The sequence below is a fragment of the Nitrosomonas sp. Nm166 genome (genome assembly GCF_900112825.1).
Taxonomy (GTDB): Bacteria; Pseudomonadota; Gammaproteobacteria; order Burkholderiales; family Nitrosomonadaceae; genus Nitrosomonas.
The window spans coordinates 1-26,327 of the sequence record NZ_FONE01000002.1 but is presented as its reverse complement, the minus strand read 5'-3'; the positions used below and the strand labels follow the sequence as shown (position 1 = coordinate 26,327).

General features: G+C 43.1%; 23 protein-coding genes and 1 pseudogene. 18 read left to right on the top strand and 6 right to left on the bottom strand.

The annotated features are described in order from the left end of the window. The first annotated feature begins 52 nt into the window (after positions 1-52). From lptF to BM021_RS00830, 8 genes are all read left to right on the top strand, one after another. A complete protein-coding gene (lptF, locus tag BM021_RS00860) occupies positions 53-1,123 on the top strand; it encodes an LPS export ABC transporter permease LptF (protein WP_090717612.1) in 1,071 nt (356 codons plus the stop codon). Continuing rightward, positions 1,120-2,184, top strand: coding sequence for an LPS export ABC transporter permease LptG (gene lptG / locus BM021_RS00855; RefSeq protein ID WP_177186264.1), 1,065 nt, complete (start codon positions 1,120-1,122; stop codon positions 2,182-2,184). Before lptF ends, lptG begins: the two co-directional genes overlap by 4 nt. Before the next feature lie 66 nt (positions 2,185-2,250). Beyond that, positions 2,251-2,904, top strand: a complete 654-nt coding sequence (locus tag BM021_RS00850; RefSeq protein WP_090717611.1) for a potassium channel family protein — start codon at positions 2,251-2,253, stop codon at positions 2,902-2,904. A gap of 2 nt (positions 2,905-2,906) precedes the next feature. Further along, positions 2,907-4,274, top strand: coding sequence for a TrkH family potassium uptake protein (locus BM021_RS00845; RefSeq protein ID WP_090717608.1), 1,368 nt, complete (start codon positions 2,907-2,909; stop codon positions 4,272-4,274). Between the two features lie 89 nt (positions 4,275-4,363). After that, positions 4,364-5,602: a CDP-alcohol phosphatidyltransferase family protein gene (locus tag BM021_RS00840; protein ID WP_090717606.1), complete on the top strand. Its 1,239-nt coding sequence runs from the start codon at positions 4,364-4,366 to the stop codon at positions 5,600-5,602. Positions 5,603-5,615: 13 nt separating this feature from the next. Beyond that, entirely contained in the window at positions 5,616-6,608 is a 993-nt protein-coding gene (locus BM021_RS15900) for an acylglycerol kinase family protein (protein WP_256207707.1), read from the top strand. Between the two features lie 17 nt (positions 6,609-6,625). After that, positions 6,626-7,603: a hypothetical protein gene (locus BM021_RS15895; RefSeq protein ID WP_256207706.1), complete on the top strand. Its 978-nt coding sequence runs from the start codon at positions 6,626-6,628 to the stop codon at positions 7,601-7,603. A gap of 51 nt (positions 7,604-7,654) precedes the next feature. Next, positions 7,655-8,314: a DUF2959 domain-containing protein gene (locus BM021_RS00830; protein WP_090717603.1), complete on the top strand. Its 660-nt coding sequence runs from the start codon at positions 7,655-7,657 to the stop codon at positions 8,312-8,314. Positions 8,315-8,335: 21 nt separating this feature from the next. On the opposite strand, the gene nadC is transcribed toward BM021_RS00830, so the two are convergent. Next, the gene (gene nadC / locus BM021_RS00825) at positions 8,336-9,181 is read right to left on the bottom strand and encodes a carboxylating nicotinate-nucleotide diphosphorylase (RefSeq protein ID WP_090717851.1); all 846 of its coding nucleotides are present in this window, start codon (positions 9,179-9,181) and stop codon (positions 8,336-8,338) included. A 294-nt stretch (positions 9,182-9,475) separates the two neighbouring features. Between nadC and BM021_RS00820 the strand changes: the two genes are divergently transcribed. The 4 genes from BM021_RS00820 to bamC all read left to right on the top strand — a co-directional run bounded on the left by BM021_RS00820 (position 9,476) and on the right by bamC (position 17,432). Beyond that, positions 9,476-12,574 carry a sensor domain-containing protein gene (locus BM021_RS00820; RefSeq protein ID WP_090717601.1) on the top strand — a complete coding sequence of 1,033 codons (3,099 nt, stop codon included), beginning with the start codon at positions 9,476-9,478 and terminating at the stop codon, positions 12,572-12,574. Between the two features lie 65 nt (positions 12,575-12,639). Then, on the top strand, positions 12,640-15,255 hold the full coding sequence (clpB, locus tag BM021_RS00815) for an ATP-dependent chaperone ClpB (RefSeq protein WP_090717599.1): 2,616 nt from the start codon (positions 12,640-12,642) through the stop codon (positions 15,253-15,255). Positions 15,256-15,384: 129 nt separating this feature from the next. Next, positions 15,385-16,272, top strand: a complete 888-nt coding sequence (gene dapA, locus BM021_RS00810; protein WP_090717597.1) for a 4-hydroxy-tetrahydrodipicolinate synthase — start codon at positions 15,385-15,387, stop codon at positions 16,270-16,272. An 8-nt stretch (positions 16,273-16,280) separates the two neighbouring features. Continuing rightward, a complete protein-coding gene (gene bamC, locus BM021_RS00805) occupies positions 16,281-17,432 on the top strand; it encodes an outer membrane protein assembly factor BamC (RefSeq protein ID WP_090717594.1) in 1,152 nt (383 codons plus the stop codon). A 114-nt stretch (positions 17,433-17,546) separates the two neighbouring features. Here bamC and BM021_RS00800 read toward each other — a convergent pair whose 3' ends face one another. The 5 genes from BM021_RS00800 to BM021_RS00780 form a co-directional block, all read right to left on the bottom strand. Further along, the gene (locus BM021_RS00800; protein WP_090717591.1) at positions 17,547-17,771 is read right to left on the bottom strand and encodes a hypothetical protein; all 225 of its coding nucleotides are present in this window, start codon (positions 17,769-17,771) and stop codon (positions 17,547-17,549) included. A 282-nt stretch (positions 17,772-18,053) separates the two neighbouring features. Continuing rightward, entirely contained in the window at positions 18,054-18,956 is a 903-nt protein-coding gene (gene rfbD / locus BM021_RS00795) for a dTDP-4-dehydrorhamnose reductase (protein WP_090717588.1), read from the bottom strand. Positions 18,957-18,959: 3 nt separating this feature from the next. Further along, complete coding sequence (rfbB, locus tag BM021_RS00790) at positions 18,960-20,015, bottom strand: dTDP-glucose 4,6-dehydratase (protein WP_090717585.1); 1,056 nt, start codon at positions 20,013-20,015, stop codon at positions 18,960-18,962. Positions 20,016-20,088: 73 nt separating this feature from the next. Then, the gene (gene tilS / locus BM021_RS00785) at positions 20,089-21,411 is read right to left on the bottom strand and encodes a tRNA lysidine(34) synthetase TilS (RefSeq protein ID WP_256207705.1); all 1,323 of its coding nucleotides are present in this window, start codon (positions 21,409-21,411) and stop codon (positions 20,089-20,091) included. Between the two features lie 4 nt (positions 21,412-21,415). Further along, on the bottom strand, positions 21,416-22,381 hold the full coding sequence (locus BM021_RS00780) for an acetyl-CoA carboxylase carboxyltransferase subunit alpha (protein WP_090717580.1): 966 nt from the start codon (positions 22,379-22,381) through the stop codon (positions 21,416-21,418). Positions 22,382-22,566: 185 nt separating this feature from the next. On the opposite strand from BM021_RS00780, the gene msrB reads away from it, so the two are divergent. The 6 genes and pseudogenes from msrB to BM021_RS00755 form a co-directional block, all read left to right on the top strand. Then, positions 22,567-23,085: a peptide-methionine (R)-S-oxide reductase MsrB gene (msrB, locus tag BM021_RS00775; protein WP_090717577.1), complete on the top strand. Its 519-nt coding sequence runs from the start codon at positions 22,567-22,569 to the stop codon at positions 23,083-23,085. A gap of 5 nt (positions 23,086-23,090) precedes the next feature. Then, a complete protein-coding gene (gene msrA, locus BM021_RS00770; RefSeq protein WP_090717574.1) occupies positions 23,091-23,741 on the top strand; it encodes a peptide-methionine (S)-S-oxide reductase MsrA in 651 nt (216 codons plus the stop codon). A 22-nt stretch (positions 23,742-23,763) separates the two neighbouring features. After that, on the top strand, positions 23,764-24,885 hold the full coding sequence (locus tag BM021_RS00765) for a cupin domain-containing protein (protein ID WP_090717572.1): 1,122 nt from the start codon (positions 23,764-23,766) through the stop codon (positions 24,883-24,885). Between the two features lie 162 nt (positions 24,886-25,047). After that, positions 25,048-25,173, top strand: a complete 126-nt coding sequence (locus BM021_RS15890; RefSeq protein WP_256207704.1) for a hypothetical protein — start codon at positions 25,048-25,050, stop codon at positions 25,171-25,173. 205 nt (positions 25,174-25,378) lie between these two features. Further along, entirely contained in the window at positions 25,379-25,582 is a 204-nt protein-coding gene (locus tag BM021_RS00760; RefSeq protein ID WP_090717569.1) for a hypothetical protein, read from the top strand. Between the two features lie 500 nt (positions 25,583-26,082). After that, positions 26,083-26,327, top strand: a pseudogene (locus tag BM021_RS00755) (IS982 family transposase); the annotation flags it as partial.

The window sequence follows — 26,327 nt, the reverse complement described above, 5'->3', positions numbered from 1 at the left end:
CTCTTATCACTGATATTCGCTCTTCTCAGCCTCATGCTGATCGAGTAGTCATATGAAATTAGTTGAACGGTATATCGCACGCGAAATATTACTGCCTTTCACGGTAGTAATCCTTATTCTGGTTGGTCTGTTTGCCAGCTTCAGCAGCGCCCGTCTTTTGGCCGGGGCTGTCACTGAATCATTGGGAGTTGCCGGTCTGCTCAAACTCGTGCTTCTGAAGACCCTGATTGCACTAGAAGTATTAATCCCTATCGCGCTGTATATTTCAGTCATCATGGGCCTCGGCAGACTCAACAAAGATCAGGAACTGAATGTGCTTCGCGCTAGCGGCGTGAGCAGCTCGCGCATTGTGTTCACGGTACTGACCGTGGCAGTACCCGTGGGTATCGTCAGCGGCATGCTGTCATCCTATGTACGCCCCTGGGCCTACGCGGAAAGTTATATTCTGGATGCGCAGGCGGAAGCTGAACTAAATACCAACCGCTTTCAGGCCGGGCGTTTTTACGGTAGCGAAAAGAGCGGCAGGATTGTCTATATGCGCAGCAAAAATGATGTTGACAAGCAAATGCAGAATATTTTTCACTATATCCGGAAACCGGAAGGCAGCGAAATTGTCATCGCCAAACAAGCTCGCCAGATTCAGCCAACAACAACAGAACCAAGACCGAGCATTCAGTTATCCGACGGCGTAATATATCGACTCAGTAGTACAGCCAGTATCGATGATGTCATCGCATTCAAGAATATGACTTATTTTATTGATAATGATTTTGTACTTAACTACCGGCGCAAGGCAGCTGCCACAAGAACGCTTTGGGAATCTGATCAGCCGCGGGATATTGCAGAATTGCAATGGCGAATTTCGCGTCCGCTCGCTACCATCCTGCTGGCTTTAATCGCTGTGACATTTATTCGCATCACGCCGCGCCAAGACAAGACAGAGCGTATGTATCTTATCGCAGCTTTAGTCTTTGCTGCTTATTATAATTTGGCTGGACTGGCTAAAACCTGGGTCGAGCAAGGTGTCGTAGGTAGCATACCGGGCGTCTGGTGGCTGGATCTATTTATGATGCTAGCCCTTGTTTTCTATGCTCTGTTATCCGGGCGAAAGCGAATCTCATGATGATCATTTATCGCTATATCGCTTATCAAGTTTTCATCGGCTTCATAATTGCCACTGCGGTTCTGCTTCCTTTATTCAGCTTTTTTGATTTATTGGATCAATTGGACGATGTCGGCAGAGGCACCTATCGAGTCAAAGATGCTTTCCTGTACACAGCAATGTTATTGCCGCGCAGATTTATTCAGATCGCACCCTTTGTTGCCCTGCTCGGCACTGTTATTGCACTTGGAAAATTGGCAGTCAATTCAGAATTAATCGCCTTGCGAGTTGCCGGGATCTCTCCCTTGCGCATCAGTTTAGCGCCTCTAAGTGTTGGTATTTTACTGCTGCTCAGCATTGCAGTTTTAGAGCAATCTGTAGCTCCCCAGCTGCAACAAAAAGCCATTACTCACCGGGCCGTCGCACTGGAGCAAAGTGCCGAATTAGGCAAGAATCTTGGAATCTGGACCCGTAACGAACAAAATATTCTGCGTATTGGCCATATGCTACATCCTAAAAAAGCAGCCGATATCGAAATCCTGCAATTAGATGAAGAAGGCTACCTACTCACCCATATCCTGGCGCAATTTGCGGATATTATCGATGACGACATCTGGGCATTAAGCAATGTCATCATCAGAACATTTAAAGATGATCAGATTTCAGCAACCCATGTAAATTCGTTGAACTGGTCTTCATTTCTTAATCCGGAAGATATTTTAACCCTCACCAAACCACCTGAAAGCCTTTCACCGCTTGAATTGGTAAGACATGTAGAATTCCTGCGCAGCACTGGTCAGGATGCAGACTCGTATGCACTCGCGCTATGGAGAAAGATTGGCAGTGCATTGATGACAATTGCTATGCTGCTGTTATCCATTCCCTTTGTGTTTGGATCGATTCGCACCGGCTTAAGCAGTAAGCTGGTATTTGCCACGCTGATCGGTATCGCTGTTTACTTACTGGATCAGATCATTGCAAATGCCGGCTTGATATTACGCTTTAACCCCGCACTCATTGCCCTGGTACCAGGTTTACTCATGATCCTGCTGGCAAATTTATGGTTACGCAGAACTGTTTAATCCAGACTTCCATTAAAGGCAATATACGAAGACGCAATCTTGAAGCTGAGTCAATACGAGGAAAAAATGGGACAATTTGCAGTAATAGGCTTAGGTCGGTTTGGTTCAGCAGCATCGCTGGAATTGATGCGTCTCGGTCATTCTGTAATTGGCGTGGATATTAATGCAAAAATTGTGAACCAAATGGCGGATCAACTGACCCTTGCCGCAATAGCGGATGCAACGGATGAGCACGCGCTTAAGGATTTGAATATAACAACCTGCGACGCCGCTTTAGTAGCGATTGGTGAAAGCCTGGAAGCCAGCATATTGTGTGTACTGCTGCTCAAGAACATGAATGTCAAAGAGATCTGGGCCAAGGCTACTTCAAAACCACATCACACCATTCTCTCCAGGATTGGAGTTTCCAGAATTATTCATCCTGAAGAAGAAATGGGTATGAGGGTAGCACAATCGCTTAATTACCCTATGGTCAATCAATATATGTCGATTGGTCAAAGTTTATATATAGTTGAAATTAAAATAACTGAGAAATGTCAGAGTATTTCAATTGAAGAATTGTTAAGAGAAGCCAAAGATTCTATAGATCCTTTATTGGTAAGACGAAAAAAAGACATTTTTAAGCTGATCAAGCTGAACTTTGTTTTGGAAGCAGGTGACTCTCTGGTATTAGCAGGGTCATTAAGCGCGCTTAAAACAATTGCACCCAGGCTAGTGTAATCATGAAGCTATGGGATCCCCACGTTTTACCTTATAAAGTAGTAAGGACAGCAAAAAAGAATACATTTAATATCAGCCCGCCAGCGGTATTATTCCTGGGATTTATTTTGCTTATTGCAATTGGCTCTCTGTTATTAAAGCTGCCATTTGCTACGCATGCGGAAACCAGCTGGCTACAGTCCATATTTACCGCAACTTCAGCGGTAACGGTTACGGGTTTGGTCGTTCTCGACACCGGCACTCACTTTACCCTGTTTGGCCAGATCGTCATTGCGCTACTCATTCAAACAGGCGGATTGAGTTTTATGACTTTTGCGATTGTTGCGGCATTAAGCCTGGGTACAAGATTGGGAATTGGCCAGCAAGTAATTGCGCAAGAAGCATTTAATCAGACCAGTTTGGAAAAGGTCACGCATACAGCAAAATACGTACTGATTTATTCTCTGTTGATCGAATTAGCTGGATTTGTATTACTTACCTTAACCTGGCTAGATGACTTAAGTTTTGGTGAAGCTACTTACCATGCCTTTTTCTATACAATCTCCGCATTTAATAATGCCGGCTTTGCGTTAAATAGCAATAGCCTGATGCCCTATTCTGGCAATTTGTCACTTAATTTAATAATCACAACATTCATTATTATTGGTGGTATTGGTTTTCTGGTATTGATTGATCTAAGAAAACAAAAAAGATGGCATAAGCTGAGCGTTAATACCAAGCTCGTATTAATCAGCACGCTGATCATAAATTTTTGCGCATTTGTTTTGATATGGATTCTCGAGGCTCAAAATCCGGCAACATTAGGCTTGTTATCCCATGCTGATCAGGCAATAGCAGCATGGTTCCAAGCGATAACGCCTCGGACAGCGGGTTTTAACACTTTGGCCATAGAAGAGTTGACTAATGCCACAACAACATTGATGATCTTGTTGATGTTCATCGGCGGAGGCTCGTTAAGTACGGCCAGTGGTCTCAAAATAGGTACTTTTGTGGTTCTCATCATGACTACCTATGCCTTTCTTCGTCGCAGAGATGACGTAGTTGTGCTGCAGCGCACTATACCGCAATCACAAGTCATGAAAGCGTTGGCATTAACTACTGTATCTATTATCATGATATTTCTTGGAATATTTATTCTGACTATAATTGAGAAAGCACCATTTATTGATATCGCTTTCGAAGTAGTATCAGCACTCAGCACTGTTGGCTTGTCCAGAGGATTGACTGGTCAATTGAGCGTAGGAGGCGAGATTGTCATTATATTTATGATGATCGTTGGCCGTGTAGGACCACTAACTTTTGCTTATTTTCTAGCTACTCCAAAGAAAAAGCATATTAAATATGCCAATGCGGACATACAGGTAGGCTAATTTTCCTGATTAAGTGTGATTTATGATCTACTGCATTCAACTGAAAAATATTTACAGACATAAAATCAAATAACTATTATAACTGCTACATGTCAACTTCAACCTATATTTATATTTTCGGTGAAAGTGAAACCAGAATCTGGGGATTAACAGGGCGCGAACGCTTACAGCGCATGCTCAAAGCTAAAAAGCAAATTACGCTCACCGAGGATGTTGAAAAAATCCCTATCAGTGCTGCTGTGTTATTTCTAAATGCTAACTTTTTATTCGATGCACGGGTACTCAGCGCCTTACTTGCTATCGATAAAAAAATAGCTTTGTACAGTAATGAAAATTGCCCCGCTGCCATACGCACTGATGGTAATCAGGCATCGCGATTGCTTCGCAATCTTAATAATAATAAAAGCCAGAATTATAAATTCGTATTATTGACCACTCCGCGTATCGGCCTGAAAGACCTGAAAATAGATGTTCAGCAGAATCTGAAAAAGAAAGATCCGCCTTACCTTCTGCCGATCAGCGAAGCTAATCGTCGGCTGCTGGAAAAAGAATTGTTTTCCGGCTCATACAAAGGAGTAACCGACCTAGTCACTAAATGGCTCTGGCCAGTGCCAGCATTCTGGGCTACCCATTATTGCGTGCGCCGAGGCTGGCAGCCCAATCACGTCACTTATCTCAGCGTCGTTTTTGCCGTGCTGGCGGGGGTCGCATTCTGGTTTGGACTTTTTGGCATCGGCCTGTTAATGGGCTGGTTAATGACTTTTCTCGACACAGTGGATGGAAAACTGGCGCGTGTCACGGTGACTTCAAGCCGACTGGGAGATGTACTGGATCACGGCCTGGATATTATCCATCCTCCCCTATGGTATCTGGCTTGGGGAGTTGGATTGGCAGGCACATCAATCCCTCTTGCCAGTCTGGATATGCTGATGTGGCTGATGTTACTAGGCTATATCGGCGGGCGCCTGTGTGAAGGCGCATTCCAGCTTTGGCTGGCGCCCTTTGATATGTTCATTTGGCACAAGCTGGACTCGTTTAACCGATTGATTACCGCTCGTCGCAATCCGAATCTTATTTTACTTAGCTATGGATGGTTAACCGATCAGCCTGATTTCGGACTGCTGCTAGTCGTTCTCTGGCACTTGATCTCGACGGCCATATTAATATGGCGCCTGATAATCGGCTGGAGAACCAAGCAAAAAGAGGGATCACTGAAATCCTGGTTACAGGATATTGATCCAGCGCGCGACCGGAAGATATGGGCAGTCAAAATATTTACGCGTCCCCCAATCAATCTCAGAAAACCCTATCCCCTATTATCTCGTTGAAACCGCACCACTCATGACGCTGCAAACACGAATTGAACGCCTGACAACCGGGGCAGCCAGAGTCGGCTGTCTGCTCAACCCCATGGGCGGTCAGGTGCGTAAACGCAAGCAAGCTATCTGGCAGGCACTGGATGAAATACCCGGTATTCTTGTCTGTGAAGCCACTGATGCCATTACTTTCAAAACTGCAATTGACCGGTTGATACAAGCAGACATTGACTTACTGGTCATTGTCGCGGGTGACGGCACAACGCACGCGATACTCGGCCATTTGTTCACTTCATTAGCGCTCGATGGATGGCCGGTACTGATGACCATCCCGGGCGGCACCACCAACATGACGCCGCTGGATCTCGGTGTACATGACAAGCCTGAGCAAACCTTGCGGCGTTTACGTGCTTATCTGTTACAACCATCAACACCTAAGCTGGTGCAACGCCCGGTGCTTTGTATCGAACAAAATGGCATGAAACCGATTTACGGCATGTTTTTTGCCGTCGGACTGGTTGCGCGCGGCGTAAAATTTTCGCGCAGCCCGGTCAAGCAAATTGGCATCACCGGCGGCATTTTTACTGCTTTGATCATGCTGAGATCGCTCATCGGCATGGTTTTTGGCCGCCGCCAAAGTGAATGGGCGCCGGTCACAATGACGATGACGGAAGCCAATGGCCGGATTCATCAAGGCACCTATTTGTTTGCGCTGGTCAGTGCATTGGATTGTCTGCTGCTCAACATCCGCCCGTACTGGGGAAAGGAACCCGCACCGTTACATGTCACTGCGGTCGATCAACACCATCAGCGCTTATGGCGCTCACTGTGGCCGTTACTATCTGGCGGCGGCCAGATATTGCAGGAAAAAGACGGCTACTATAGCCATAACACGCATTCTTTAACTTTACAGATGGATGATGAATATATTGTCGACGGTGAATTGTATCGATCGACCCGCCCACAGGATCCGTTGCGGATTACCGCAACGGATCCCGTCACATTCTTAGTATTATAGGACCTTGTTTTTTTATTATGTATAACCCCAAGCCCATATTCCCCAAACAACAGTTACCCATTCGCTTGCTTAACGAAGTTGCTTGGGAAAGCAAAAAGGCGGTATCGCCTGATCTCGCTCCCTTGGTAGATTCACTTATGATGCGCTTCGGCGACTCACTGGATGCTGTCATTCTTTACGGCTCCTGCCTGCATTCGAATGTCAGCCTGGATGAAGGCGTTGTCGACCTGTACGTGATTGTTGATAGCTACTACAAAGCTTATTCCGAACGCTATTTGGCCAATTTAAACACTTGGTTGTCACCCAATGTCTTCTATCTGGAAGTACCGCATCAGAACAGAACGCTACGTGCCAAATACGCCGTCATTTCTGCCCGGGATTTTGAGCGAGGTGCGCAATACTGGTTTCATCCGTATATCTGGGCGCGCTTTGCACAACCCTCACGGCTGCTTTATGCCCGAGATGATGCCGTGCGGGAACGTATTTATGCGGCACTGGCACACTCTATCGTCACTTTTCTGAGATCAGGCGTTGCAGCGCTCGAGGCCGGTATATTCGATGTTGAAGAAATCTGGACACGCTGCCTGACGCTTACTTATGCGGCTGAATTACGTGCCGAGCGAAATACACGCGCACGCCATCTGGCACAAGCCAACCTCAGCGCGCTCATCCGTTTGACAGAAGTAGCCTGTCCGATGCTAGAAGGATTATTGGAAAAACAAGAAAATGGAAAATATCGCTGCCTCATTAACCCAGAGACTCAACAGCAAGTACTCTGGCGCTGGCGTTTGCGCCGCTGGCAGGGAAAAATCCTGTCGATCCTGCGATTAACCAAAGCGACCCTTACCTTCAATAACAGCGTTGAATACGCTGCCTGGAAAATAGAACGGCATACCGGTGTAAGCGTAGAAATCACACCAAGGTTGCGCCGCTACCCGATCCTGTGGGGTTTAAAAGTAGCCAGGCAGTTATTACAGCGCGGTATGCTACGCTAGCAAATGTCATAACACTGGATTAGCAATAAAACAATCATTGGAGATACACGCATGAAACATCTAACTCGCTTACTCGCGCTTCCCATACTTCTGATGTTATCGGCTTGCGCCACGATGTCCACGATGTATCTTGAAGGGCTGGAGAAGATTGGTATTCCGAAGCGCGATGTGATGGTATCCCGGGTTGAGAAAGCGCGCGACACGCAGGAAGAAACCAAAGAACAATTCAAATCCGCGCTGGAGCAATTTACCGCCGCCACCCATTTCAGCGGTGGTGATCTTGAAGCCACCTATAAACGGCTGCACGAAACTTATGAAGCCAGTGTCAACAAAGCCGAAGAAGTCAGAAGCCGGATCGAGGACATCGAAAGCGTGTCTGAAGCTTTATTTACCGAATGGAAACAGGAAATCACGCAATACAGCAATGCTTCGCTCAGACAAAGCAGCCAACGGAAGCTTGATACCACGCAGGCGCATTACCGTCAGTTGATTGCCTCCATGAAGCAAGCGGAAACCAAAATTGCACCCATTCTCAGAGTTTTCCGGGATCAGGTCATGTTTCTGAAACATAATCTCAATGCACGCGCTATCGCTTCACTCAAAGACGAGCTGGGCACGATCAAATCGGATGTATCGGCGCTGATTGCTTCGATGGAACATTCGATCGATGAAGCGAATGCGTTTATTAATACGATGGAAAAAAGTAATTAGCGTGTACTACCTCATACTTGCTTACGCAAATCGCATCGACAAATCAATCGCTTGAATATTTTTGGTTAAACTACCGATCGAAATTCGATCAACACCCGTTTCAGCCACCTTACGCACGTTATCCAGTGTGATGTTGCCGGATGCTTCCAGCACAACCCGTTCACCGGCGTGCTGGCGGGTTAGTGCCACAGCATCGGATAACTCGCTTAACGTGAAATTATCCAGCAGCACCATCTGAGCACCGGCAGTCAGCGCTTCCTGTAATTCCTGCAACGATTCCACTTCAATTTGGATAAAAACGCCGGGTGGAGCGATTTCCTGTGCTTTTTTCAATGCCCGTTTAATGCCGCCTGCAGCGATAATATGATTTTCCTTGATCAAAATCCCGTCATGCAGGCCAAAACGATGATTAATGCCGCCGCCGCATTTCACTGCATATTTTTGCGCCAGCCGCAAGCCTGGCAATGTTTTGCGAGTATCCACGATAACGGCTTTTGTGCCTGCCATGGCATCCACAAAACGCCTGGTTTGCGTCGCTACGGCAGAAAGCATTTGCAGAAAATTCAGTGCGGTGCGTTCGGCGGATAATAAAGCTCGCGCATGCCCTTCGATTTCACAAAGCCTTTGCCCTGCTTGCACCAAATCCCCATCCTTGGCAAACCAGTCAAACTTCATTTCTGGTGCGAGCGCCAGAAAACAAGCTTCAAACCATCGTACTCCGCACAAAACTGCGCCTTCTCTACTGATTACTGATGCGCTTAACGCTTTATCCTCTGGAATCAATAATGCTGTCAGGTCGCCCGTGTCAATATCTTCGGCCAAGGCACGCTTCACATTGTCGTGAATTTCTTCGTATAAATTTTTCAATTTCTTACTCGAATTCTCAATGATGAGCAAATTATGGATTGATCCGACAGTATTTCGATGGATTGCCGATGCAATTCAAAATACTCACTTACTCGTTGAGCAAATAGTATGTGATCTTTGCCAGACTCATAAATTTATGACAAGCTATTGTTAGCATATTCAGAATAAGGGGCAAAAATACCCCTAATTATAGCTTAAGTAGAGAAGCAGCTTACCGATAATAGTTAGTGCCGTTCCTGAATAACTATCCCAATCAGCGAGTCTTTGTAAATTTCAGCTTCTAACATAACAGAAATGCCCCTTTTTTTTATTAATCAAGAAGATCGCAGAATTATCACAATCAGTGGATTAACACTGGTAATTCTCATCTTGCTAGCGGGTTTTTCTGTTTATAGGATTATGCAACCACAAACTGAAGCTATAGCTACTTCAGGTCTTCAAGTAGCATTAGACAACATGGTTAAGGTGATCGAAAATAATATTACCTATTCCATATCGAGCACAAAAGCAGCGTCTACACGTTCTCTACTGGTTCAAGACTTAGAAAAAGCCAATTCGTATGAACTCAGAGATGAAGGTATTGCCGGTTTAATTCAATCTTCAGAAAAAATGCTGAACAAAAACTTTTCAGGTATCAGCATCTATGATGAGAGGGATAACTTGATACTCAGTTCAGGTTTTAACTCTAGTTCCCCAGATTTTATTATTAAATTAGATACCGATTCAGACATTCACAGCGATTTATTGTGGAATGAACAATTTATCCTTCGTACCTCCATTCCTCTTCTAAACAATGAAAATAAACTCATTGGCCAGATTGTAACGGAAGAACCTGCGCCTGCGCTCACCAGAATTTTTACAGAAATTACCCTGATGGGCACAACAGGCGAATTCTTGCTTTGTGCTCCCGTGAAAGAAAGTAATCTTGAAACGGACTGCTTCATGCGCGGTTCCGCAGGTAATCAGTTTATCCGCATAAAACGTATCATCAATAATCAATCATTGCCGATACATTATGCATTGGCAAAGCAAAGTGGTATCAAATTCATCAATGATTATCGGCAAGTTGATGTTGTTGCAGCACATTCCCCTATCGCTTATGGATTAGGTGCTGTACTTAAAATTGATAAAGAAGAATTATACAGTCAGCTGATGGATAACACCCCAACAATATTATTATATTTGGGTATGTTGGTATCATTTGGTATAGCAGTTTTACATTGGCAAACTTTACCGCTCATTCAAAAATCAATTAAGTCCCGGAATGAATTAATAGAAACGCATGAAAAGTTACTACAATCTAGAAACCATGCCGAGAAAATCTATTTTGAGCTAACCGCCTATATCAACGCTATCGGCAAAATTGCTTTGATTTTCTTTACCGATCATGAAGGAAAAATTTTACAAGTCAATGAGAGGTGGTGTGAAATCAGTGGCTACACTGAAGAAGAACTGGTAGGGCAAGACTGTCACTTATTAATCTCATATGTTCATTCCGAATTATTTGCTATGGATATGTGGACAACTCTTTCCCAGGGAGATATCTGGCACCAGGAAATCTGTAGCCGTAATAAATTAGGAGCGCTCTATTGGATAGATTCAGCAGTTATACCGATTGCAAGCACGCCTGGAAAAATAGATCGTTACCTTTCTGTCAGTGTCGACATTACTGCACATAAACAAAAAGACCTCAATCTTAAAGAAAGAATTAAAGAAAACAATTGCTTAGATATAATATGGGATTATATGGACCAGGATCTGAGCACCGAGCAAATATGCCAGAGCATATTAAAATCTCTCGTTTCGGCTTTACAATATCCTGAAATGGCTATCGCCATGATAGAGCTTGGAAACAAACAATTTGCCACCGCGGAGTATAAAGAAAAGCTTCACAACAAAATCAGCGCAAAAATTATATCTAATGGAGAATTATGTGGGCGGTTACAAGTCTCTTACCTACAGGACCTTCCATTTATATTACCTTACGAACAAAATCTTATTGATACTATTGCGCGTGACCTGGGCCGATGGTATGAACGCAAAGAAGCTAAACAACGCATCGTCCAAATGGCCACGCATGATGCGTTAACAGGCTTGCCCAATCGGCTTTTGCTCCAAGACCGTATTGAACAAGCACTGGTACAGGATGCTCGTCATCAAAAGCGAATGGCGGTGCTATTTATCGATCTGGACCATTTCAAAACGATCAATGATTCCTTAGGTCATGATATCGGTGACTTCTTGCTAAAAGCAGTAGCTGAGCGATTATTAACCTGTGTTCGCAACGAAGATACGGTTGCACGCCAAGGCGGTGATGAATTTATTGTCGTTTTAAATTCTATTGCGGAATCGCTGGATGCCGCAAAAGTAGCGCAAAAAATTCTGGATTCGTTGGCTCAGCCCTATCATATCCATAAAAATGAGCTACATATCGGGGGCAGCATTGGAATTGCAGTGTTCCCAAAGGACGGAACCAATGCAGAAGCGTTATTAAAGAACAGTGATGTAGCCATGTACTATGCGAAAGAAAATGGACGCAATAATTACCAGTTCTTTACCAAAGAGCTCAATAAGTCAGCGCACGAACGGCATACCTTAGGCCTCGATTTACGTTATGCGTTAGAGCGTAATGAATTGGTTTTATATTATCAGCCAGTCATGGATATGCCCGATAATCAACTTTATAGTGTGGAAGCACTGCTGCGCTGGCGGCATCCTGAACATAAATTGATTGCGCCAGATAAATTTATCAGCTTGGCGGAAGAAACTGGGCTGATTATTCCAATTGGCGAGTGGGTTCTAAGAACAGTCTGCAGGCAAATCAGAATTTGGCAAGATCAGGGTTATGATGTTCCAAAAGTAGCTATTAATCTATCTGGTAGACAATTTCGAGATAAGGAACTCATAAAAAATATCTCCTGCATATTGAGTGAAACTAAGGTTGCAGCGAAATATATCACCTTGGAAATCACTGAAAGCATGTTGATCGATAACATCGAGAAAGTCGTGGAAACATTAAGGTGTTTAAATGAAATGGGCATTCATATTTCAATTGATGACTTTGGCACTGGCTATTCCAGTCTCAGTTATCTGAAACGCTTCCCAATCAATACGCTTAAAATAGATCGCTCATTTGTGCGCGACATTGTAACCGACAAGAATGACCATACCATCGTTGCAGCGATTATTGCGATGGCGCACAGTTTAGAGATAGATGTTATCGCAGAAGGAATTGAAACAGAAGAGCAGCTGCGTCTATTGATAGCGCAAAAATGCAATCACTATCAAGGCTATTATTTCAGCAAACCAGTACCCGTTTCTGAAATTGAAAATATCTTAAAAAAAACCATACCACCTGTAGCCAAAATACGCACAATTCGCTTAGCAAAATAATCGCTCTTGAAATTTCGACATTCATCCCCCACGTAGCAATCAATAACCTATAAAGGGAGAATTTCATGCGCTTTGATAAACTCACTACTAAATTCCAACAAGCTTTTGCCGATGCTCAGAGTATCGCTATTGGACAAGATAATCCAACCATTGAGCCACAACATCTGTTATTGGCACTACTGCAGCAGGAAGATGGCAGCACCCTTTCCTTACTGCAACGTTCTGGAGTAAACACCGCTCCCTTGCTGGCAAGCCTCAAGCAAAATATTCAGCGTTTACCTAAAACGGATAGTTCAAGTGGAGAAATCAATATTTCCCGTAATCTGAATAACCTGCTTAATGTGGCAGATAAAGAAGCGCAAAAACGCAACGACCAGTTCATTGCTTCGGAAATGCTTCTGCTGGCAGCCTTGCAGGATAAAGGCGAGATCGGTACATTGCTTAAGCAACACGGTGCTAATCAAGCCGCACTGGAACGCGCCATTAACGATATACGCGGTGGCGAACAGGTCAGCAGTGCTGAAGCTGAAAGTGGCCGTGAAGCCTTAAAAAAATATACGTTGGATCTAACTGAACGTGCACGCCAGGGTAAACTGGATCCAGTCATCGGGCGTGACGACGAAATTCGCCGTGCAATACAAGTTCTGCAACGGCGCACTAAAAACAACCCCGTGCTGATTGGTGAACCAGGTGTTGGTAAAACTGCAATTGTTGAAGGCTTGGCACAGCGCATTATCAATGGTGAAGTACCCGAAAGCCTGAAAGATAAACGTGTTCTTGTTTTGGATATGGCCGCACTGCTAGCAGGTGCCAAATACCGGGGCGAATTTGAAGAGCGTCTCAAATCAGTGCTGAAAGAACTCGCACAGGAAGAAGGAAAAACCATCGTATTCATTGATGAGCTACATACCATGGTTGGGGCAGGTAAGGCTGAAGGTGCAATGGATGCAGGTAATATGCTAAAACCTGCGCTGGCGCGTGGGGAATTGCACTGTATCGGTGCAACCACACTGGATGAATACCGTAAATATGTTGAAAAAGATGCTGCGCTAGAACGGCGTTTTCAGAAAGTATTAGTGGAGGAACCTAGCGTAGAAGCCACCATTGCTATACTGCGCGGCCTGCAGGAAAAATATGAAGTGCATCATGGCGTTGACATCACTGACCCCGCTATTGTCGCTGCCGCAGAGTTATCGCATCGCTATATTACTGATCGTTTTCTCCCCGACAAAGCAATTGATTTGATTGATGAAGCGGCTGCGCGCATTCGTATGGAAATTGACTCCAAGCCGGAAGTACTGGATAAACTGGATCGGCGCCTGATACAACTCAAGATTGAACGTGAAGCCATCAAAAAGGAAAAAGATGAAGCTTCGCAAAAACGTCTTCAATTGCTTGAGGATGAAATAAAACAAAAAGAGCGTGAATATGCTGACTTGGCTGAAATCTGGAAAACTGAAAAATTCCAGGTACAAGGTTCCCAGCAAATCAAAGAGGAAATGGAGAAAATCAAGCTGGAAATAGAAGCGGCTACCCGTAAAGGAGATTGGCAAAAAGTTTCGGAATTGCAATATGGCCGTCTGCCACAACTGGAAGCGCAACTGCAGTCCCAGCTTGGCGACCAAAAGCAGCAAGCCGGCGGTACTGGCAGTACTCAACCAGAAACTGCCATACCCAAGCTGTTACGCACCCAAGTTGGTGCAGAAGAAATTGCCGAAGTGGTATCGCGTGCTACCGGTATTCCTGTATCTAAAATGATGCAAGGTGAGCGCGAAAAATTGCTACTGATGGAACAAAGATTACATGAGCGAGTAATAGGTCAGGATGAAGCGGTACGGTTGGTATCCGATGCTATTCGGCGTTCCCGTGCTGGATTGGCCGATCCTAACCGACCTTATGGATCCTTCTTGTTTCTTGGGCCTACCGGCGTAGGAAAAACTGAGCTATGTAAAGCTTTGGCAGGTTTTCTGTTTGATTCAGAAGAGCATTTAATACGTATCGATATGTCCGAATTTATGGAAAAACATTCAGTAGCTCGCTTGATTGGCGCTCCACCGGGCTATGTAGGTTATGAAGAAGGCGGCTATCTCACCGAAACTGTTCGCAGAAAACCCTATGCGGTCATTTTGCTGGATGAAGTGGAAAAAGCGCATCCGGATGTATTCAATGTATTGCTACAAGTTTTAGATGATGGACGTATGACTGATGGTCAAGGACGCACGGTTGACTTTAAGAATACCGTTATCGTTATGACATCCAACCTAGGATCGCAAATGATTCAGGAAATGGCTGGCAGTGAATATCAGGTGATCAAGCAGGCAGTGATGGGTGAAGTAAAAACCTATTTTCGTCCTGAATTTATTAATCGTATTGATGAAGTTGTGGTGTTTCACTCATTGGATGAGAAACATATCAAATCGATTGCTAAGATACAGTTGCACTATCTGGAAACACGACTGGCCAAGTTGGGAATACAGCTTGAGGTCAGCGAAGCGGCGCTAACAGCAATTTCTCAAGTTGGCTTTGATCCAGTATTCGGTGCACGTCCGTTGAAACGTGCTATTCAGGCTCAAATTGAGAATCCGTTAGCCAAAGAAATTCTGGAAGGAAAATTTATTGCAAAAGATACGATTAAAGTGGACTATAACGATGATAGAATCAGTTTTTCTAAAATTGAATAAGTGGTTCTGATACTAATTCATCAGAACGTGTCTGAACTGGTAAAATAAAATATGCCGGAATTCATGGGTGAATATACTTAAACATGATGAGATTCGGGTAAAATATATTTTTTTACTGGATAGATTGCCATGTATAAAGGGAGCTTAGTTGCCATCGTCACTCCCATGCATGAAGACGGCGGATTAGACTTAGAACGATTCCGTTCTCTTCTTGACTTCCATATCGCGCAGGGTACCGATGGCGTTGTGGTAGTGGGCACTACGGGCGAATCCCCAACGGTAGATTTTGATGAGCATCATTTACTGATGCGTACTGCCGTTGATCATGTCGCTGGACGAATACCGGTAATTGCAGGTACTGGCGCCAATTCCACACGTGAAGCCATCGACTTATCAATTTATGCAAAAAATGCAGGCGTAGATGCCTGCCTTTCAGTCGCCCCTTATTACAATAAACCTACACAGGAAGGGCTATACCAGCATTTCAAAGCGATTGCAGAAGCCGTTGAGATTCCACATATTCTATATAACGTCCCAGGTAGAACAGGTGTGGATATCCATAACGATACAGCACTGCGTCTAGCAGAGATTCCTAATATTGCTGGTATTAAAGACGCAACAGGTGATATTGGACGGGGTTCTGATTTATTGCTTCGTGCACCATCTGATTTTTCCGTATATAGCGGAGATGATGTTAGTGCATTAGCATTTCTGCTGCTGGGGGGGCGCGGTGTCATTTCAGTCACGGCAAATGTCGCCCCTAAAATGATGCATGAAATGTGCATCGCTGCATTCGCTGGTGATTTAGATACTGCGCGTACTTTGAATAACAAACTCCTGCACTTGCATGTGAATCTGTTTGTAGAAGCTAATCCAATTCCTGTGAAATGGGCTATTGCCCAAATGGGTTTAATAGATTCAGGAATTCGCTTACCGCTTACACCACTATCCGATAAATATCATCAGCTCATTCGAGAAGCAATGCAGTTTGCAAATATCGATAATTTGAAGGAGTAATTTCAAAAATGAAATGGCGAAAAGTAACCATGCCGTATCTGGTACTGGCGCTTTCATTGACAAATACGAGTTGCAAAATGCTCGAACTGTTTCCTGAAACCAAAACTATTGACTATAAATCAGCAGGAAAGCTACCCCCTTTAGATATACCGCCCGATCTCATCAAACCTGCTGTTGATGAACGTTATTCAATACCTGAGATAGGCTCATCCGGCAGTACAACGTTTTCTTCTTATTATAGTGAACGCAACGGACAACCCAAGGCTGGTACATCTCCCTTTGTAGCATCATCTATTCAAAACATCCATATTGAGCGTGCTGGAACACAGCGCTGGTTAGTAATACCTCAATCACCTGAGGCTATCTGGCCTATCGTAAAGGAATTCTGGCAAGAATTGGGTTTCCTGATCAAAGTAGAAGTTCCGGAAGCGGGCATCATGGAAACTGACTGGGCTGAAAACCGAGCTAAGATCCCACAAGATGTCGTACGCACTCTTCTCTCTACTTTCCTGGACAGTATCTATTCAACTGCTGAGCGTGATAAATTCCGTACTCGTCTGGAACGGAATGAGTCAGGTAGTACCGAAGTGTATATCAGTCATCGCGGCATGACTGAGGTGCTGGAAGGGGGTAATCTCAATCGTACCATTTGGCAACCTCGACCAGCAGACCCTGACCTGGAAGCTGAGATGCTGTCTCGCTTGATGATGCGCTTTGGCGTAGCAGAAGAAAAAGCCAGGCAGGAGCTCACCACCAGTAGAAGTATCGCCCAGGAGCGCGCCTATATTGATCGGGAAACAGGAAGTACTCTCGTGGTTAATGAAGCGTTTGACAGAGCATGGCGACGCGTCGGTTTGGCCCTTGACCGTATCGGTTTTACCGTTGAAGATCGCAATCGAGCGGAAGGGATTTACTTTGTCCGTTACCTTAATCCCGAGAAAGACAGTAAGAAAGCGGGTGATGATGATGGCATCCTGTCAGGGATTATGTTTTGGCGTAATAATGATAAAGCAGATGCAAAAGCTGCGAAATATCGCATTCAGGTTGATAATACTGGAACTAATACCAGCAAAATCAGCCTCCTTCATGATGACGGAACAACTGTCAACTCCACCACTGCAAGTCGTATTCTTAACCTGCTACACGAACAACTTAAATAAAGGTAAGCCAGCTTTATTTTTAGAAATTCTGATTATGAAAAACCAAAAGCCGCCTGATAAAGCGGCTTTTGGTTTCTGTTCCTCAGCAAGAGGAGTTTGTTTTTTACCTGCTGATTAGTGTCCAGGTTTGCTTGTTCCACCATATGGACGAGGATCAGCACCTTCTTTCAGGCAATTACCGTTGGCATCAATTCCGTGTGGACATTCTATTTGTTCACCACGCATCATCTTTTCATAATTTTCTTTTTCAGTTTCAGGTAAAGCTTGGCTAGGACGACCACATGCAGATAATGTTAGAGCCAGTAAAAGTAAAGACGCAGCCAGAAGAGTATATTTCATTGTATTATTTCCTATAAAAGTTCTTATTACTAATTAAGAAAGGAAGTATATACTGAACTCAACTAATCATTCAAGCTAGTTTTTGGATTTATATAGCCAGCCGTTTTTTTGCTTCCGGAATATAGAATACAGAAAACGTAGTCTCAATATAAAAAAACAAGTCTCGGAAATCATGATTGACATGCTTAATCAATTAAAATATAGAGTCTTAGAAAGTAAAATTACCAGAGATTCCCCAAGTAGTTAGCACGCTCACTGGGAAGTGGTAAGAAACCTAATTCTCTAAAATTCTTTACTCAATATCTCAGTCAAAGTACGGGATACACCTGCTTGCCAAGCAGGTAAATTTAGATCAAATTGCTTTTCTAACTTACCAGTATTTAAGCGTGAATTAAGTGGACGTTCAGCAGGTAGGGGGAAATCCCTACTTGCTATCGGTAACAAAGCATCTAGTTGTATTTTTAATGGAAAATTTGCATGACTTGCATGCTTCAAGATGAATCTGGCAAATTCATACCACGAGGTATACCCCTTAGCTACCAAATGATATAAACCTGAAACCTCAGGCTGATGCTTGAGTGCAAGTAATGCATAAGCAGTAATATCAGCTATTAACTCTGCCCCGGTAGGCGAACCAATCTGATCATTGACAATGGTTAACTTATCTCTCTGCTGTGCTAAACGAAGTATCGTTTTAATAAAATTATTTCCATGAGCTGCATAGACCCAACTGGTACGAAATATTAAATGCGAGCATCCTGATGCAATAATATTCTTTTCACCCTCCAGCTTAGTTCTTCCATAGACATTGAGCGGATCGGTGGCATCAGTTTCAAAATGTGGCTGATCACCATTCCCGTTAAAAACATAATCTGTTGAATAATGAACCAACCGAGCATTCAGTTGCTTGGCTTCTTGTGCAAGAATACCAGGGGCCTCGGCATTCAAGAGGTGAGCCGATTCTGTCTCGCTCTCTGCTTTATCGACGGCAGTGTATGCTGCTGCATTGACAATAATATCGGGTGCAATTTTTCTGATTGTGTGTTTGATACCAGTAAGATTGGTTAAGTCGCCACATAGCGCCTTACTTGTCGAACTCAATGCAATTAATTCGCCCAATGGAGCCAAGCTCCGCTGCAACTCCCACCCTACCTGGCCATTTCTACCTAATAGCAAAATTTTCATTACTTACTGTAACCCGGCATAATTTTTTTCTATCCATTCCCGGTAAGTGCCGGTTTGAACATCAGCTATCCATTGCTGGTTATTTAAATACCATTGAATCGTTTTACGGATGCCTGTTTCAAATGTTTCCGCTGGTTTCCAGTTTAATTCACGTTCAATTTTCATAGCGTTTATTGCATAGCGGCGATCGTGTCCAGGGCGATCTTTGACATAGGTAATCAGGTGATGAAAGGTCGAACCTGGATATAATTCTTCCAATAAATTACAAATTGTTTGAACAATTTCAATATTGGGCTTTTCATTCCATCCACCAACGTTATAAGTTTCTCCCGGCTTACCCGCTTCTAAAACACGGCGGATTGCGCTGCAATGATCAACCACATATAGCCAGTCGCGAATTTGCAAGCCATCGCCATAAACCGGTAGAGGTTTTCCTGCCAGAGCATTAACAATCATTAAAGGAATCAGTTTCTCGGGGAATTGAAAAGGGCCATAATTATTGGAACAGTTTGTAGTCAATACCGGTAAGCCGTAAGTGTGATGATAAGCGCGAACCAAATGATCACTGGAAGCTTTGCTGGCTGAATAAGGGCTATTAGGCTCATAACGATGTTCTTCGGTAAACGCAGGTTCAATTTGAGTTAATGAACCGTAAACCTCATCGGTTGAAATATGAAGAAAGCGAAAATTTTGTTTTTCATGAACTTCTAACTTGTTCCAATAAGCGCGTGCAGCTTCCAATAAGCGAAATGTGCCGAGAATATTGGTTTGAATGAAATCTTCTGGACCGTGAATTGAGCGATCCACATGACTTTCGGCAGCGAAATTGATAATTGCCCGGGGTTGATACTGCACCAGCAATCGTGAAACCAACTTGATATCCCCAATATCTCCCAGTACAAAAACATGCCTTGAATCTTTCTCTAAGGAGGATAGATTTTTTAAATTTCCGGCATACGTCAACTTGTCAAGATTTAAAATTTTTTCATCAGATTGCGCTAGCCAATCTAAAACAAAATTACTTCCAATAAATCCCGCGCCACCCGTGACCAGAATCATCAAGTTTCCTCTTAAAGAATAAATTGATTAACAATCTTTGGAATTTCAGTCGCTTTAAAAAGCATCTCTTTTTTTATTTGGGACACCAGATGGGTAGAATACCCAACTCACCGGATTTTACTTGAAATTCACAATCGATGCCGATTCCCGGTACCCATATGAGCTTCTCACTACAAAATAACAATGGTAGCGTACTGCGTTCCCACGGCGGAATAGATGCCTCCTGCAGCAAGTTTTTTAAACTTTTCCGCGGACGGTTACAAGCTGGCTTGAAACGCTCACCTCCCTTGCGCGAACGCACGGTAATCGGTTCATTTAATATTTTCTGCTGATTGATCCCTTGATTTTCTGCTTGAGTAAAATAAAGGGTACCATTTAAATATGGAAGTATTAAATAGGCTTCGCCACGCCATACATATGAATATTGCTCAGATTCTTGCGGAAGTATTTTTTTGTGGAGTATGTAGACAGCGCCTTTATAACAGCGAACTTCAGTATTCGCAAAGCTGATATGGAATTGATTATCCGAGGACACCGATAAAAGCTGATTTAGGATTTCTTCTAATTTTACTGCGCTAGGAAGGTTTGCACCTTCCTGTAATAACATATAGCGTAAAAGATTCTTGGCGCGCGGGAAGCTGAGTTTACGAAGATTATCAACTTGAAGCTTACCGGAAACCAAGCAGCTTTCACTATCTGTTACCGCCAACTCATCCAGCATTAATGATGCTTCGGATAAGTGACGGCTGGTACGTAACAGCGTTATAGGATAACTAGGGTAGCGTTTTTTTAATAAAGGTAGAATTTCATGACGCAGGAAATTTCTATTGAAAGTAGTGTCGTCATTACTCTCATCATTAATCCAATTTAATTTATTTTGTCGCGCATAAGTTTCGATCCTGCTGCGAGAAACTTCTAGCAGTGGCCGTAATATTTGCGGTGCAGTATCAGAAACTTGCTTTCTTACTATAGGCATTGCACTTAATCCTTTAATTCCTGCACCACGCAATAATTGTAATAATAATGTCTCGGCCTGATCATCCAGGTGCTGCGCCAATACCACATAGTCAGCCTGTATCCGGTTGAATATGCGATAACGCTCTTCCCGGGCGCTAGCCTCAAGACTTACACCGAATTCTTTTTTAATCTGTAAATACGCAACGTAGATAGAAATGCCATAAGCATGGCAGAGATTACAGCAAAACCTGCTCCAGAGTGTTGCGTTACGGCTGATGCCGTGATTAACATGCACGGCAGAAAGCGTAAAATGTATTTGCTTAGACAGCATAGCCAGCATATGCAGCAACACAACCGAATCTATACCGCCACTCAAAGCAATGGTTAGATGGCTTCCCGGCTCAATATGTGCAAGTAATACTTTTTTAGTATCACCCAAAAGGCTATTCTTTGACTTCCTTGAATGAGCCATATGTCATGAGCCGTTCAAGACGCTTTTCCAGAAGGATTTCGATTGAATGCTCTTGAAGTTTGCGCAGTGACTCCTGTAAAACAATTTTTACTGATTGCATGATTGCTGGATAATCACGGTGGGCCCCTCCAATCGGCTCAGTAATAATACTATCGATCAAATTAATCGCTTTCAGTCGCTCGGCGGTAATACCCATAATTTCCGCAGCTTCTGGTGCTTTGTCTGCACTTTTCCACAAAATAGATGCGCAACCTTCCGGCGATATTACAGAATAGGTGGCATATTGCAGCATATGTACCATATCACCGACAGCCACTGCCAAGGCGCCACCAGAACCGCCTTCACCAATAATTACACATACGATAGGAACTCTTAATTCCGCGAGAACATAAAGATTCTTGCCAATCGCTTCAGATTGCCCCCGTTCTTCTGCATCAATGCCCGGATAGGCACCCGGTGTATCAATAAAAGTAATGAGTGGAATAGAGAATTTCTCGGCTAAGCGCATTAAGCGCAACGCTTTGCGATAGCCTTCCGGTTTGGGCATACCAAAATTGCGGTGAATCTTTTCCCGAGTGTCGCGGCCTTTCTGGTGACCAATCACCATAATGGTTTGACCGTTAAATCGTGCTAAACCACCTACAATTGCATGATCATCAGCGAAATTTCGGTCACCATGCAATTCTTCAAAATCTGTAAACAAGTGCTCAATATAATCAAGTGCATAAGGACGTTGTGGATGCCTTGCAACTTGTGAGATCTGCCAGGGGGTCAGTTTTGCATAAACATTCTTGGTAAGTGATTGGCTTTTTGCCTGCAGACGAGAAATTTCAGATGAAATATCTAACGCAGAATCGTCCTGTGCAAAGCGTAATTCTTCTATTTTTGATTCAAATTCTGCAATATTTTGCTCAAATTCCAGAAAAGTAATCTTCATGTAGGCAAGATATAATCTTAAAATTGCGATGATACAGGATTTATAAACAAATCTGCATGGCAGAGTGAATCAAATCAATATTCATTCAGTAATGTCCTAAGTTTAGGTAAAACTTATTAATTAGTTAATCTTAATTTTGAGTGGAATGCAACTTCAGGCTTTATCCATTCAGCGAGGAATTTCTTATGAAACGACGCACCTTTCTCCAAAGAATCAGTGTAATTACTGCATTGCCTGTCTTTTCATTATCGATACCGGCAGTTGCAAATAATAGCCACCAGACTACGATCGCGCCGCTCAACAAACCGCCCGAAGCTTGGCGCGAATTAGTATCGCCAGAGGCCTATCGGGTTTTGTTTGAGGAACATACCGAGGAACCACACAGCAGTGAACTCAATCATGAGCACCGAGAAGGAATTTTTATCTGTGCTGCATGTTATTTGCCATTATTTGAAAGTCAATATAAGTATGAGAGCGGAACGGGATGGCCGAGCTTCACGCAGCCCATCGCAGGACATGTTGGTACTCGGCGTGACTTTAAGCTGATTTTTCCGCGAACTGAATACCATTGTGCACGATGTAGCGGACATCAGGGACATGTTTTTAAAGATGGTCCGCCGCCAAGAGGTGAGCGCTGGTGTAACAACGGACTCGCGCTAAAGTTTATACCGAAAACTGACCGGCTACCATCGCTCAGAGGATAGACTATATGCAAACATTGACTTCAAATAGACATCTTATGCTTGTGTGGCTGCCCATATTGATATTAAGCGCTTGCCAGCAAGTTAGTGCGCCTACAGTAGAATCAACAGCTGCGCAAATACCGAACAAAAATCTAGAAACAGCAACCTTTGCTGGTGGTTGCTTCTGGTGCACCGAATCAGATTTTGACAAAATCCCGGGCGTGGTTTCAACCACATCAGGGTATATCGGCGGCACAGTTGCGAATCCAACTTATCATCAGGTATCTACCGGTAAAACAGGGCATGTTGAAGCAGTAAGAATTCATTTTGATAATACGAAAACTGATTTTTCAAAATTATTGACTACTTACTGGTTAACGATTGATCCATTGACTGCCAACCAACAGTTTTGTGACATTGGTTCCCAATACCGCAGTGTGATTTTTTACCATAATTCTGATCAAAGAAATCTGGCAGAGATTTCTAAAAAAACGTTAGAAGCTTCCGGGCGATTTACTCAACCCATTATGACAGAAATTTTGCCAGCCACGGAATTTTATCGTGCGGAAGAATATCATCAGGATTATTACCTCAAAAATCCATTGCGGTATGCGTATTATCGAAAAAATTGCGGACGTGACAAACGTCTAGAAGAGCTGTGGGGGATTCAACATTAATAAAGCTATCTCTTTAGGAGGAATGACACCCAAAGAATTTTTACGCGATTACTGGCAAAAACAGCCTTTATTAGTAAGAAATGCCCTGCCTGGTTTTAGTGGCTTGTTAACATGTAATGAACTGATGAAGCTATCGTGTTATGAAGATGCTCAAGCCCGTCTGGTCATCCAGAGTGATGGTAAATGGCGCCTTAAGCATGGTCCTTTCAGCAGCCATGATTTGGCAAAGCTTCCTAAAAAACAATGGACTTTGCTGGTACAGGATGTGAATCATTTTCTTCCATCGGCTCGTGATTTGTTATCAAAATTTCGCTTTATACCACATCCTCGCCTAGATGACTTAATGGTGAGCTATGCCCCCAAAGGGGGTGGTATTGGACCTCATTTTGATTCCTACGATGTTTTCTTATTACAAGGAACAGGATCCCGGCGATGGCAAATATCTGCGCAGTTGGATAATCAGCTTATCGCTGATGCTCCACTCAGAATTCTGAAAAATTTTCAACCAGAACAAGAATGGGTACTCCAAGCGGGCGACATGCTTTATTTGCCGCCTAACTATGCGCATAACGGTATTGCCGAAGATAATTGCATGACCTATTCCATAGGTTTCCGTGCACCCAGTCATCACGAATTGATAACGCAGTTCCTCGTTTATCTGCAAGATAAAATAGAAATGGAAGAATCCCTTTCTCTTACTGATAAAGAAAGGTATTCTGATCCTGACCTGCAATTGCAACCTCATCCATCAAAGATTGGAGCATCAATGCAATCCCAGGTGAGTTCGATACTAAAAAAAATCAAATGGAATCGTGAGGATATTGAAAATTTTCTTGGAGTTTATCTCTCAGAACCTAAATCACATATTTTCTTTGAGCAGCCTCTCAAACCTTTGACCCTCCGTTTATTTTTGCAGCAGATTAAGAAAACTGGTGTGCAGCTTAGCTTAAAAAGTAAAATATTAAGTGGCAATAACAAGTTTTTTGTCAATGGTGAGGTTTATAAAGTAAGTCCACATACTTACAAAATACTTATTAAGCTTGCTGACAATTATGAATTTTTATCCCATTCTTACATTGATAAAGAAACTGAAAAAATTCTTTATCAATGGTATGTTAATGGTTATATTCAAAGTAAAGAGTAGACTACCTGAATATTTTATAAATTTAATCGAATTTATCTAGACAGCATTCTGATATTCTGGTATTAAAGATATAGTCTTTCTTGGCTATGGAGGGGCTGATGAGTTGTTTTTACATGATTTATTTTTCGTCAAAAAGTTTTTTTGAATATAGGAGATAAAGAAATGAAATACGCTCTATTGATCGCTGCTCTTTTGACATCTTTTTTAGTTGGATGTAGTGAACCAAAACCAGGTCAATATCCTCCAAGTTTTTATGATGAGCGTGAAAATGAATCACCTAAGCAATGAGGTATCGGCTTATTCTTATCGTTAAAAACTACCAACCGTCTCTTCTTTTATGGGACGGTTGCTTCTAAATTAAAAATCCCGCCGCCGATCAGAAATTTGGCATGATAGCCAGCTATTTGACTATCTAACTTAAATTTGTATAATCGAATTACTTCGATATTGTGCTGTTAAGCTCAATGAACAGAAGAATACTATAGGAGATTAAATGATTAAATTTTCAGTTCTAGCTACTGCATTTGCAGTATTATTATTAATCGGTTGTGAAGGAAAGAAAAGCTTAGATGGTTACCCGATGGATAAACCACCTCCATCAGCTTATGCACCGAGAGATTCCGAGCCTACTTTTGATAAAAGTGAAGCAAAAGAAGGAGCCGGCGCAACCGAAAAAGATACTGATGACAAAAAATAAAAGTCTCGCTTTAACAATTATCCATTAATAGAAAAACTCTTTCTTCTTGCAATAACATTAATTCCTCGTTAGGGGAATTAATGTTTTTCTTATTGATCATATTATTATTGATAATTTACATCGTCGAAAGGGTAGTTAATAGCGGATCATAGTTCTATGATGCCACGGCTGGAGTTATTCCATTTCTATTTCTTAAGTAAATTTATAATCCAAGGCCATATAACGATGGATTGAACAGTACTAGCTCAGATCAGATTGTACAGTTACGAATTGACTGGGTATCTGTCAGACTAGATTTGGTTCAAGTTTTTGCTCTTCCAAATCTTTTTCTCACTGAGCAAAGTTTCCATCAGAGTTTTCCCTTTTCAGATTTTGCCCTGATGAGTTCTTTCATTATTGTAACGTGAGTTCGACATAAGAAAAGCTGTAAAAGGAATCCGGATTCCTTATGATGAAACGATTATGAGAAAGAGCTTCATCACTGGAGGAGTCAGATTCCGATGGATACTATAGCGATTTTTTGTGCAATTGACGACTTTTGTAAAGGATTTGAGTCATGTGGGGAGCAGCACTTGCTGGAATCCTCGCTGAAGCTGCGTCGGCGGCGAGGGGAGCTGTGTCTTGGTGAAATCATGACGATCGTGGTAGGGTTTCATCTGTCGGGCTACCGGACGTTTAAGTACTATTACCTGAATCAGGTATTGAGGCATGAGCGACCTTATTTTCCAGGGTTGGTGAGTTACAA